Origin of the sequence: Leptospira bouyouniensis (assembly GCF_004769525.1) — a bacterium.
In the GTDB taxonomy this organism is placed as follows: domain Bacteria; phylum Spirochaetota; class Leptospiria; order Leptospirales; family Leptospiraceae; genus Leptospira_A; species Leptospira_A bouyouniensis.
The window spans coordinates 877,118-889,379 of record NZ_RQFT01000003.1 but is presented as its reverse complement, the minus strand read 5'-3'; the positions used below and the strand labels follow the sequence as shown (position 1 = coordinate 889,379).

Sequence of the window (12,262 nt, the reverse complement as noted above, 5' to 3'; positions counted from 1 at the left end):
TAACATTTTTAGTATCAGAATATCATAGATTTTATCCTGAGAATTCCAATCAAATGATATGAATCATTATTTTTCAAATTCTATAACAATTTACATCGAAGATTGAAAATCGCTCAAGAAGCAGTCCTATTAATTTATGATATCAAAAATTTTATTCATTCTACTTTTTTGTCTTACAACACATCCGATTCTAGGAAAGGAAATTGATACTTCCAAATTGAAAGAAGGAGATATTATTTTTCATGAATCGAAATCCGAACAAGCTACTGCTATCAAATTAGCAACTAATTCCAGATACACTCATGTAGGAATCATTTTCAAATATGGAGATAAATTCAAAGTTTTAGAAGCAATCGAACCGGTTAAATTGACTGACTTACATTCTTTTATCCTACGAGGTAAGAATCTTCACTATGTGATCAAACGGATTCACCATTCAAATAAAATCCTAACACCAATAGTCATTCAACAAATGAAAGATTATGGCAATTCATTACTCGGAAAACACTACGATTTGTACTTTGAATGGTCAAATGATCGAATCTATTGTACTGAACTTATCTGGAAACTATATGAAAAGTTCACGGGTTTAAAAATTGGAGATTTAAAAACCCTCAAGGAATTTGATCTTAGCTCTAAACCAGTTCAAAATTTGATGAAAAAACGATATGGAAACCAAATCCCCTATTTTGAGCCAGTGATATCTCCCATCGATATGTTCCATTCAAAAGAATTAAAGACAGTAATCGAAAATTAATGATCCAATTGAAATGAATGGATTGCGAATAAAGGAGAAGGTACTATGCAATATTGTTGATTTTATTGTTTCCTTCTTACTTCTAATTCTCTTCTTACTCCATCTTAACCAATAACTTGTCCAATTCCAAATAACATTCTGCCATTCCATCCGCTGCACCAGTTTCAACCATCATCTGACATACCTCTGGTGACGCATAACGACAAAGATGCGTCATAAGTGTCCGTTTCCCTTCTGTGGTAAAAGTGCGTGATTCGAAAGTCGCATTAGGATCTTCCGGTGCATCTGGATTAAAAATTGACATATCCAAAATATAATTTTCTGAATTTGCTAACTTCTCAGGTACTACGACTTCACGAAAAGTTCCATACACTCCAGATTTGTTTCCGTTTTTATCTGCATATAAATATAAATATTTCCCACCAACTCGTAAGTCCTGCTCACAAGTTTCAAGAACCATACCTTCAGGTCCAATGAGCCAAAGACGCATTAAATCCGGTTTGGTGTGGCAATCAAATACCAATTGTCTTGGTGCATCAAAGTACCTTGTAAACACAACTTCTGTTTCTCCTCTTCTCTCCATCTTCACTTCATTTTTGTTAGGTTTCATTTTTTCTTCCCTCTTTTGGTTTGCATTTTTTGTAATTCTACTAGTAGTCCGTCAAGGGCCCTGTAACGAGTCTCCCACATCAAACGGTATTTCTCCATCCAATCCACTGCCTCTTTCAGAGGTGCAGTTTGCAAACGACGCAAGCGCTCCTGAGCTCGTTTTGTCGTAATAATAAGTCCAGCCTCTTCCAATACTTTTAAGTGTTTGGAAATCGCAGGTTGGCTCATTCGAAATGGTTTGGTTAGTTCCATTACGGTATGATCTTTTTTTGCAAGGTACATTAAAATAGCCCGTCTTGTGGGATCAGCAAGGGCAGAAAAAGTGGCATCAAGTGTTTGCATAACTAACTAGTTATATAACTTATGAGTTATTTACTATTAATTGTCAAATTTATTTTTTAGCCAGATAAAAAAGAAAATACATACATAGAAAGGTTTTTGGATTTACATCTGCTCGGTCACACAAAACCAATTGGAATTGGACATAATATCTTTTGCAATAAAGGACCAAAACTTAGTTAAAACCAGATGGCTAACATCAATGGAAACTAATCAATGAATGTTCGTAAAATTAACCTAAACAATATTGACATCGCAGTCGTTGACTCTGAAGAAACATTAATTACAGATGGATCCTCGGCTCTTGACTTATTTGCCACCATTCAATATGAATCGGGTTGCGCTCGTTTTGTTTTGAGACAATCTCATTTTGCCGAAAGTTTCTTTGATTTAAAAACAGGAATTGCCGGGAACGTGCTTCAAAAAATAATCAACTACCAAATGAAACTGGCAATCATAGGTGATTTTTCAATTTATTCTAGTAAAAGCCTAAAGGACTTTATCTATGAAATGAATTCAGGAAAGGATGTTTTTTTTCTAAATTCAGAAGAAGAAGCGCTCTTTCGTTTAACAAATATTCACTAAAAATAATTGATACCCAGTAATTGCCTGTTTATGTATGAAAACTTAGAATACCAACAACTTTAGTTAGTTGGAAATCCTTTTTCCAAAATAGCTATTTTTGACAATAGATCAATATTATTTTTTTCGATTGTAATCGAAAGGCTGATTCCCATGAGTTCAAAAACTCTTTGAAACAATTCAGTCGATTCAATTGTTTGATCTTTAAATCCATAAAAACCCAATACACCAATGGTTTGATTATGAACTTTAAGTGGAAACTCCATCAGACATGAAACTTCTAAATCTAATAAATGGTCTCTAACATATAGAGTAGTATCTTCTGAAATTTTACTTAGGATTTGAGCAGCAGATGGAGAATTCATTGTAAAGGATTTCAATGCTTCATTTGAAAATCTTTGACCTTCAAAAATCCCGTGTACATTCCCTTCTACAAGACTATATTCCCATTCATTCCAAATTTTTGATGCAATTAAACCTAATGGTAATCCAAAAAGTTTCAATCCTGTTTGTAAATAATTTCTACAAACAACTGTTAAGTCACTTGATTTAGAAGAAAGAAGCCGAAATAATTCTGCCAGTGAATCTTTTATGAATGAAGCTGTATTTAATGTGTCAGCAATTAGTTTCTCATTTTTCAATCGAATCAATTCTTGGCTGAGTTGGTCTGCAATTACATCGATTAGTTTTAGATTTTTAAATTTATGTTTAAATTTATCTTCTACCACCATTCCAATCACTCCAATCACAGTTCCAATATCAGAACGAATTGGGTATCCCAAGTACATGGCTGATGTTTTTTCAAAATTGTTTCCACCAAATGTTTTGTAAAATAATTCATCTCCATGTAAGGTCATTTCAAAAATCATGTTAGATTCCACAACGTGATGGCAAGGAAGAGAGTTTTTAGAAACTATTTTTGGAATTTCAAATCCAGTTTGAGAATTAAGAGCGAGCAAACGAAAGTTTTGCGACTCAGGGAGATATTCCAAAATCCAAGTTGTTATGATCTCAGGAATCCTCGCATTTGTTTCCACAGTCCTTTCCCAAACTTCTTCAGCAGATCCAATCGAATGAAAAGAATTTAAATCATCAGCCAAATCACGAGTTAGCGAATTTCCAGAGAAATAAAGGTTGGGGGCCAATTCAGAAAGCATAACAAACAACCTCTCTTGTCCATCCCACCGAAATCTCTGGAAGAAACGAGAATCTAATTTTGTGATACTTACATTTTATTTAAGATAACGACTAAAATCTTTTCCGATTCGTGCAATTGTTTACTGTAGAAATTTTGATTATCGGGAACAGCTCTTAAATTTCTATTGTTGTCAATCTGAGATTTGATGGTCGCCTGACTTTCCATAGGCGAATAAATATTCGATTACGCAACTTCCTTCCCCCTTGCTACTTCCAAAAGCGAAAACCACTCTACTCGTGATAGAGGAAATGAAAAACAATCTGCAGCCGACTGTATTCGTTTCAGATCATTTGTACCCAGTATAGGAACAAGTCCAGCTGGGTGATTTAGAAACCAAGAATAAAGGATTTGATCGATCTTACATCCTTTTTCTTTAGCCATCATTTCTAACTTTTGATGAGTCTTTGATTCTGTCTCGGTTTTAGGTGAAAAAATTCTTCCACCAGCCGTAGGAGACCAAACCATGGGATGAAATCCATATTGAATTGCTTGGTCAAAGATACCATCAAACATAGGTTCGGTGCGAAATAAACTAAACTCCACTTGGTTTGTGAAAAGTGGTCGTTTATACACTGATTGTAGCATTTGGAAATGAGATGTTGTGAAATTCGAAACACCAAAATGTTTCGCTTTCCCTTCTTTAATTAGGGTTTCAAAAACTTCACTCATTTCCTGTGGATCCATTAGCGGATCTGGCCTATGGATGAGAACAACATCCAAACAATCAACTTTTAACTTACGTAAGGATCGTTCTACAGAATAACGAATGTGTTCTTTGGATGTATTATAATGTTTGGTAGGAAATTTAACTCCTGGGACTTGGATCCCACATTTTGTGATGATTTTGATTTTTGATTTGATTGCAGGGTGTTTATCTAAAACGGTACCAAAACTTTCTTCATTTTCATAATCTCCATAAATGTCGGCGTGATCAAAGGTATCGATTCCAAGATTTAAACATGTTTGAATTTTTTCATAAATCCTTTCTACCGATGCTCCAAGTGGATCTTCATGCAATCGCCAAATCCCAAACACCAATCTTGAAATAGAAAAATTGTGTTTTGGGAATTCAATTTGAGGTACCATCATTTTCTTACTCCTGTAGTGAGAGGTGTAATAGGAATTTCTTTTGGTTTCCTACCTTGGGCTTCCGCAAAATTAACAGTTTTGATTTGTGGTAAAACTTTATTTGCAAATAACTTTGATTCTTCGATTAAAGGATAACCAGAAAAGATAAAAGCTCGTATTCCCATTTTGATGTATCGTTGGATTTTTTCATAAACTTGTTCAGGTGTGCCTACGATAGCAGAACCACAACCAGATCTTGCGAGACCAATGCCCGACCAAATCATAGGTTCAATAAAAAGTTCTGAGTCTGCTTGTTTTCTTAGTTCATCTTGGCGTAATACACCTGCTGAATGGGAATCCAAAGCTCGATGTTTGATATCATTGGCTTTATCAATATCAAGCTTTGATAACAGACGTTTTGCGGCTTCCTTTGCTTCATTTTCTGTATCTCTTACGATCAAATGGATTCTTAATCCAAAATCGATCTTTCTTCCAAATGTGGCAGCACGTTCACTTAAATCTTTCATTGTATCAGCTAAACGTTCTTCTGTCTCCGGCCACATAAGGAATACATCACAAAATTCTGCGCATAACGCCCTTGCATCTGGAGAGATCCCACCGAAGTACAATAATGGTCCACCGTTCACTTGATATGACTTTACTGGATCTGATGTTAAATCAAATTGGTAGTGTTTCCCTTCGAATTTGATATGATCTCTTGTCCAACCTTGCTGTAAGATTTGGATCACTTCTTTAGAGATTTCAAATCTTGTTTTGCTATCTTTAATTGTGCCTGGCAAATCAGACGAAATAATATTAATATTGAGTCTACCTTTTAACATATGATCCAATGTTGAAAGAGTTCTTGCAAGCATAGGAGGATGGATTTCCCCACACCGAATCGCAGTTAGGAGAGAAATTTGTTTCGTGAATTGAGATGCAGCGGCAGCAAAAGTAAGAGTGTCTTGCCCTGTTTGGTAAGAAGAAGGTAAAAGAATATTTTGATACCCCAATTCATCAGCTGTTCGAATGATATCGGCGCAATGTTCAAAACTAGAACGTAAATCCCCATCCGGGACTCCTAAAAATTCATAATCTCCATTGCAAAGGTCACAAAACCAAGCAACTTCTACAGAGTTATCTTCGGATCGAATGGCGGGTGCGTTTGGAATCGGATTCATTGTTGCCTATGGAAACGGAGATACCAAGAGAACACAAGAGGATTTCAAAAAATCTATCGCTTGCATTTATTTTTAAATAAATCGAAGCTGGCGATTCCATTCTAGACCGTTTTATGATCACAACGATTGATATCCTTTTTTTTGGCCTTACCTTTCTCCTTGTATTGGGTGTTGGAATGATTGCTGGTCGAAAAGAGTCCTCATCAAACGATTATTTCCTTGGTGGCCGAAGTCTACCTTGGTGGGGAATCGCAGGATCACTTTTTGGAACCAATATTTCTGCAAACCATTTGGTAGGAATGTTAGGGATTGGTTTTTCGGTTGGGTTTGCTCAGAGCCATTACGAATTTGGTTCCATTCCTGCGATTGTTTTATTAGCTTTTGTATTTTTACCAATTTTTCGACGTAAGAAGTTTTTCACCTTATCTCAATTTTTACAGGAAAAATTTGGAAAGGAAATCGGTAGGATTTATTCTGCCATCTCACTCATTCTCATCACAATACAACTTACAGGAGCTTTATACATTGGAGCCCGAAGTTTTTTACCGTTTTTACAAAATCTAGGTCTATCAGTTACTTATACCGAACTTGTCATTTGGATTGCCTTTACTTCAACCATCTACACATGGTTTGGTGGCTTAAAGTCGGTTGTTTATACAGATGTCATTCAAACTATTTTGATTTTAGCATCGGGGATTGTCCTCGCATACCTTTCCATTACAAGACCAGAAGTTGGTGGACTATGGGAATTACTTGCCAAAGAAGAAAATCGAGTTGATGGACTCAGCAAAATGAATTTATACCTCCCTTCAAACCACCCAACCCTTCCATGGACCGGAGCCCTTAGTGGACTTTTTTTATTACATACATTTTACTGGAATACAAATCAATATGTAGTTCAACGAACATTAGGTGGTAGGTCGCTTAGGGAAGCTAGATTTGGAATTTTAGTGGGTGGTTTACTCAAACTTACCGTTCCATTTTTTTCTATATTAACAGGAGTTGCTGCCTTTCAAATTTGGTCTTCTCTTGGAGAAACGGCTACCATTGCACCTGACGAAGCATTTTCCAAATTAGTTGTCCTTGTTGTACCAGTTGGTTATGGATTGATTGGTGTGATCCTTGCTGGTTTACTCGGTGCTATTTTTTCGAGCATTGACTCAATGTTACATTCGGCTGCCACTTTGTTTACCATTGATTTTTATAAACCTTTTATAGAGAAAAAAGGAATCACATTATCAGATAAAAAAGAAATGCAATCAGGTAGATTTTTTCTTTTAGGTTTCTCTTTGATTGTCACTTCATTTGCGATCCTACTTATTGATCCTAACTCTAAGAAAAACTTCTTCATCGAATTATCAAACCAAAGTTCACATTTTACTCCTGCTTTACTTGTGGTATTCTTATTTGGAATCTTCAATCTACGAATGAACATTCGAATTGTCTGTGGGACTATTTTATTAACTCCGATACTTTCTCTATTAAGCCCATATTTGTATTCAGAATTGGCGCCCCACTTCATTAAACTTACTTTTGGTCAGGAATTGAATTTTTTACATCGTGTATTTTTAATTTTCCATTTTGCACTGATGGTTCTATCTCTTGCAGTCATTTTGGAAAAAAGAATCTTACAAAATGGAAAAGAATCCGAATCTTCTGCTTCTGCAATGTCCAAATCAAAGAAACTAAAACTCAAACTTTCAAGACAAACCAAATTGATTTTATACTTATTTCTTCTCACCTTTCTATTTCTAATAATTTTCAGGGTCAAGTGGCCCTATGTAAAACATTGGATCGCTATCTTTGGTTTTTTACATTTTTTTCTGTTTTTTTGTTACCTGACATACCAAAAAAAATCAACGAATCAATCTTTTGGTGGTGTATTTCGAAAACGAGATGAATGGTTGTATGGAATCTTACTCGGTCTTACCTTTTTCTTTTATTTGTGGTTCTAATCCATCACTTCGACTTACGAATCGAACAGGTCCATAAAAGAATTGGCAAATTTCGCATAACCAAATAGATTTGGAAAATAATTTTTACTCCACCATGTTTGTATTTGAAAAAGCCAATCATAAACATTCGTTTCCGATCATCACACTCTGTTTGATTTTTCTCACATTGTGTACTCTGAAAATTGATAACATAAATACATATGTTTTTATGCCAAAAAATGAATTTGGAATCATTTTATTTGCTTCATGCTGTTTTAATACTTCCTTTGTTGAGTGGACTACTAATGCGATTTACCTATATATGTTTGCGGACAATGTGGAAGATGTTGTTGGACATATTAATTTTTTCTTCGATCGAAAGGGAAATAAATTTCTTCCTTAACTTCAAATCTTCAAATCATTACTTAATTCAAAAACCTAACTTATCAATTTTTCGCATCGACAATTCTGTCATTTTTGAATAGAATACTCGCTTACTTAAACATTGGAGAAACTCTTATGAAACATATTATATTCTTATTAGTCTTTTCAATTATTGGATCATTCCAGGGACAAATAAATTAAAAGTGCGATTGTCTGAACGCAAACAAAACAAAAAGAACAATGGTCATTCGTCATTTCCGAAAGAAGCTGAAGTGAAATTGATCATAGGCCAAAAAGGTCAATTCCCAGATGAAGGTGTATTATTCGAACATTTCCAATGGGATGAAACCAAACCAATTAAGTTAGGAGAGTGGAAAGAAATTTCATTTGAACCTCCATTTTTACCTCCTAGCGGATTGTGGAAACAAGCTGAATCACTGAGCCTTACAAGCGAATTGGAATCTTCTGCCATATCCTTTCTTAAAGATTTCACAAAAGTTTTGAATTCGAAAGATGCTAAAAAAATATTAGCCCAAACTTTTTTCCGTGCCAAAGACACTTCAGAAGTACGCTATTATCCATATGTCGAAGCAGATGAGCTAAAGTCGATCCAAGGTATGACAAAAGTAATCGGATCAACTTGGAAATTGGATCCGATCAAAACCAAATATAAATTACTATGTAACCAACAAATCCTCGAAATCACAAACCAAAAAGGGGAACCTGTGATCTCATCAAAAAAAAGTGGATCCATACCAATTTATCTCAGTCGTATCAATGGGAAATGGGTCATCGTCCGTTAGGACAAATTGTATCTGATTCCATCGATAAATGACTTGATCGAAGAAACAAATTCGAAACAACTATCAAGGAGAAATAAATTTCTTTCTGAATCCATGAAAAAGAATCATCTAAGTATCGTCATACCTAGTTATTGTGAATTTGATCGTTTACCGAAATACTTAGATACCTTAGTCAAAACCTTTCAAGGGAATTCCAACGTGGATTTTATCATAGTTGATGACGGAAGTCCAAAACGTGAATTTATAAAATTAAAACAAAATATCCAATCACATCTTTCAAATCCAAAAATCCAACTTTTGCATTATGAATCGAACATCGGAAAAGGAGGAGCAATACAATTTGGACTTGATGTTGCAAAAGGTAATTTTGTAGGTTTTGTAGATGCCGATGGAGCTACGCCGGCTTACGAAGTCGAACGTTTATGGAATGCAATTGACACAAACAAAAAAATCGACCTGATTGCAGGATCTCGAATTCCGATGATGGGTAGAAACGTAAAAAAATCTTTCTACCGTCATATTGCAAATCGTCTTTTTTCTTATTATTTTAACAAAATCTTCGATGTCCCAATGTATGATCCACAATGTGGTTGCAAAATTTTCAAAAAATCTGCGTATACAAAGATCAAACATAAGTTAACCGATTTACGTTGGTTATGGGATACACAGTTACTTGTAATTTTTTATCGAAATCAATTTACAATTTCAGAATTCCCAATTGATTGGAATGAAATTGCAAATTCGAAATTTAATTTCCTAAAAGATTCATGGATCGTTCTCTATTCCGCTTGGAAATATAGGAACATACATTAAATATTTAAGTTCAAATCGACTGTTTTTTTTCGGAGATGGCAAATATCTTTTTAGGCGAACTGATTCCTTTCAATTTGTGTTCTCCCAATTCTTCCCAGCGAACAGGAATTTGGTGTGCTAGATTTTCAGATGCCAAAACAGCTTTACCTAATTCTCCGCACATACCTGCTATCCTACTCGTAAGATTCACAGCTTCTCCAATCACAGTGAAATCCAGTCTATCTAAAGATCCAATATTCCCGTATAATATTTCTCCAGAATGTAAGCCAACACCATGATGGATTGAAATTTTACCTTCAGATTCCCTCACTTTATTTAACCTAGACAACTCTTCGCCTAACTTGCGTACGGCAAGCAATACTTTTTTACCAACAACAAGTTTGTTTTTCTCTTTAAAAGGAAAAACGGCAAGGATACCATCTCCTAAAAGTTTCAAAACTTCTCCACCAAATTTTTCAATTTGTGGAATTGCGATTCCAAAATAATCATTTAACAAATGGATGACTTCTTTAGGAGTCAGTGTTTCACTAATTCCAGAATAATTGCGAATATCAGAAAACCAAATTACGGATTGAATATTATCTAATTCACCTAAATAAATTTTACCAGAGTAAACGGTAGAACCAGTCCTTTTACCTAAATAGATGCTTAACAATGATTCGGTGAGCTCCGACTGAATAAAGGTCCACCACTTAAGTGCAATTAAGTTTAATGACTTAGTTAAAAAATCTAATTCTGTAGTATCAAATCCAAATGGTTTTTTGGTTAACAAACTTAAAAAAGCATAACTATTTCCTTTTTGAATCACCGGGACTGCAATATAACCCGTTGCACCAGAAGGTGCAAGTTCTTCCAAAATTGGATATGGAAATTCACCTGTATAACCTTCTTCGAACTGATAATAATAAGTTTTTTTCGCAGTCAAAACATATTGGATTGGACTCGCAGTGAATTGAGAGGATTGGATAGAACCCAATCGAAATTTTGTTACCCGTATGAAAGAGTCAGGAAATTCATAAATGGAACTCGAATGGAATAAGGGATTTATCTGGATATCCACTAACTCTTTTTGAGATTTGGGAGCCCAAAGGTATGCTAAGGTTTCGACTTGAGGGTGTAATGTTTTAGTACCCATATTCCCTCGGATGATTTGAAAACCTAAAGATTGTAAATATTGAATATAGGTATGAAATAATAAAGCAGGTGAATCAATTTTAGGCATCTCAACTAGATACCAATCCATAAATGAATCGAGTTGAGATTTGGTTGAATCCGACATGGAATGTTTATTGGATAAGGAAAAACAAAGCTGGCAAGAAAATAAAGTGAATCACCCTGTCAAAAGACAGGGTGATGTTTGTTTGTTATTTGAGTTTTGCATCCAAACGTTTTTGTACTGCATCCATAAATTGGAAGGTATCCAATTCTGTTTTTTTAGCAGCTGTTGAAAGAGAAAGTAGATCTTTTGTCATTTCTCCTCCTTCAATTGTTTCGATGATCGCTTCTTCTAATTTGAGGGCAAAATTCACTACATCAGGAGTACCATCTAGTTCACCTCTTTTTGCAAGAGCACCAGTCCATGCAAAAATAGATGCCACAGAGTTTGTAGAAGTAGTTTCACCTTTTTGGTACTTACGGTAGTGTCGAGTCACTGTTCCATGAGCTGCTTCGTATTCATACTTTCCATCTGGAGATACTAGAACAGAAGTCATGAGTCCAAGAGATCCAAAACCAGAAGCAACCATATCACTCATCACATCACCATCATAATTCATGAGAGCCCAAAGTTGACCACCTTCGTTTTTCATGATCTGTGCGACAGCATCATCAATGAGGTAATAACTATATGTGATACCAGCAGCTTTCATAGCAGCTTCTTGTTCTTTAGCCATAGAATCAAAGATATCGCGGAAACGAGCATGGTATTTTTTAGAAATGGTATCTTTTGTTGCAAACCAGATGCTGATCTTTTCTGATAACGCATATGTGAAACATGCTTTCGCAAAAGACTTAATTGATTCATCCAAGTTGTGCATAGCAAGGGCAACACCAGCACCTTTGAATTCATTTACGAGAAGTCTTTGTTTTTCTTTTCCAGATGCATCTGTGTAAACGAGTTCTACTTTTCCTGGTCCATCAACTAAAATTTCCACGTCACGATAAATGTCACCATAGGCATGACGACCAATAGCAATTGGTTTTTTCCAAGAATTGACTGCAGCAGGGATGTTTTTGATGATGATTGGTTTACGGAATACAGTTCCATCTAAAATCGCACGGATAGTTCCGTTAGGTGATTTCCATTCTTGTTTTAGGTTGTATTCTTTGACTCGGTCTGCGTTAGGAGTAATCGTCGCACATTTTACACCTACTCCGTGTTTTTTGATTGCGTTTGCAGAATCAACAGTCACTTGGTCATCCGTTTTATCACGATATTCGACACCGAGGTCATAATACTCTAATGTAATATCTAAGTAAGGGTGAATGAATCGATCTTTGATTTCTTTCCAGATGATTCTTGTCATTTCATCGCCGTCTAATTCAACTAACGGTGTTTTTACTTTAATTTTTCCCATTGATTTCTCCTAAACTCT

General features: G+C 35.3%; 12 protein-coding genes. 5 read left to right on the top strand and 7 right to left on the bottom strand.

Annotation, left to right across the window (positions count from 1 at the left end; all coding sequences use genetic code 11):
- The first annotated feature begins 136 nt into the window (after positions 1-136).
- Positions 137-757 (top strand): YiiX family permuted papain-like enzyme, encoded by a 621-nt coding sequence (locus EHQ43_RS05805; RefSeq protein ID WP_135753243.1) that lies wholly within the window; start codon positions 137-139, stop codon positions 755-757.
- 94 nt (positions 758-851) lie between these two features.
- On the opposite strand, the gene EHQ43_RS05800 is transcribed toward EHQ43_RS05805, so the two are convergent.
- Positions 852-1,367: an SRPBCC family protein gene (locus EHQ43_RS05800; RefSeq protein ID WP_135753244.1), complete on the bottom strand. Its 516-nt coding sequence runs from the start codon at positions 1,365-1,367 to the stop codon at positions 852-854.
- Positions 1,364-1,708: an ArsR/SmtB family transcription factor gene (locus tag EHQ43_RS05795; RefSeq protein WP_135753245.1), complete on the bottom strand. Its 345-nt coding sequence runs from the start codon at positions 1,706-1,708 to the stop codon at positions 1,364-1,366. The genes EHQ43_RS05800 and EHQ43_RS05795 overlap by 4 nt, the downstream gene beginning before the upstream one ends.
- Positions 1,709-1,921: 213 nt before the next feature.
- Between EHQ43_RS05795 and EHQ43_RS05790 the strand changes: the two genes are divergently transcribed.
- Positions 1,922-2,290, top strand: coding sequence for a DUF4180 domain-containing protein (locus EHQ43_RS05790; RefSeq protein ID WP_135770344.1), 369 nt, complete (start codon positions 1,922-1,924; stop codon positions 2,288-2,290).
- Positions 2,291-2,349: 59 nt separating this feature from the next.
- Here EHQ43_RS05790 and EHQ43_RS05785 read toward each other — a convergent pair whose 3' ends face one another.
- The 3 genes from EHQ43_RS05785 to EHQ43_RS05775 all read right to left on the bottom strand — a co-directional run bounded on the left by EHQ43_RS05785 (position 2,350) and on the right by EHQ43_RS05775 (position 5,734).
- Positions 2,350-3,444 carry a GAF domain-containing protein gene (locus tag EHQ43_RS05785; protein WP_135770343.1) on the bottom strand — a complete coding sequence of 365 codons (1,095 nt, stop codon included), beginning with the start codon at positions 3,442-3,444 and terminating at the stop codon, positions 2,350-2,352.
- Between the two features lie 224 nt (positions 3,445-3,668).
- Entirely contained in the window at positions 3,669-4,574 is a 906-nt protein-coding gene (locus EHQ43_RS05780; RefSeq protein ID WP_135770342.1) for an aldo/keto reductase, read from the bottom strand.
- The gene (locus EHQ43_RS05775; protein ID WP_135770341.1) at positions 4,571-5,734 is read right to left on the bottom strand and encodes an LLM class flavin-dependent oxidoreductase; all 1,164 of its coding nucleotides are present in this window, start codon (positions 5,732-5,734) and stop codon (positions 4,571-4,573) included. The genes EHQ43_RS05780 and EHQ43_RS05775 overlap by 4 nt, the downstream gene beginning before the upstream one ends.
- A gap of 113 nt (positions 5,735-5,847) precedes the next feature.
- Between EHQ43_RS05775 and EHQ43_RS05770 the strand changes: the two genes are divergently transcribed.
- The 3 genes from EHQ43_RS05770 (at position 5,848) to EHQ43_RS05755 (ending at position 9,668) form a co-directional block, all read left to right on the top strand.
- Positions 5,848-7,689 carry an SLC5 family protein gene (locus EHQ43_RS05770; RefSeq protein ID WP_135770340.1) on the top strand — a complete coding sequence of 614 codons (1,842 nt, stop codon included), beginning with the start codon at positions 5,848-5,850 and terminating at the stop codon, positions 7,687-7,689.
- Between the two features lie 572 nt (positions 7,690-8,261).
- On the top strand, positions 8,262-8,855 hold the full coding sequence (locus tag EHQ43_RS05760; protein ID WP_244242653.1) for a hypothetical protein: 594 nt from the start codon (positions 8,262-8,264) through the stop codon (positions 8,853-8,855).
- Between the two features lie 93 nt (positions 8,856-8,948).
- Positions 8,949-9,668: a glycosyltransferase gene (locus tag EHQ43_RS05755; RefSeq protein ID WP_135770339.1), complete on the top strand. Its 720-nt coding sequence runs from the start codon at positions 8,949-8,951 to the stop codon at positions 9,666-9,668.
- Between the two features lie 10 nt (positions 9,669-9,678).
- On the opposite strand, the gene EHQ43_RS05750 is transcribed toward EHQ43_RS05755, so the two are convergent.
- Positions 9,679-10,947 carry an adenylate/guanylate cyclase domain-containing protein gene (locus EHQ43_RS05750; protein WP_135770338.1) on the bottom strand — a complete coding sequence of 423 codons (1,269 nt, stop codon included), beginning with the start codon at positions 10,945-10,947 and terminating at the stop codon, positions 9,679-9,681.
- Positions 10,948-11,032: 85 nt separating this feature from the next.
- The gene (locus EHQ43_RS05745) at positions 11,033-12,244 is read right to left on the bottom strand and encodes an NADP-dependent isocitrate dehydrogenase (protein WP_135753252.1); all 1,212 of its coding nucleotides are present in this window, start codon (positions 12,242-12,244) and stop codon (positions 11,033-11,035) included.
- Positions 12,245-12,262: the final 18 nt, after the last annotated feature.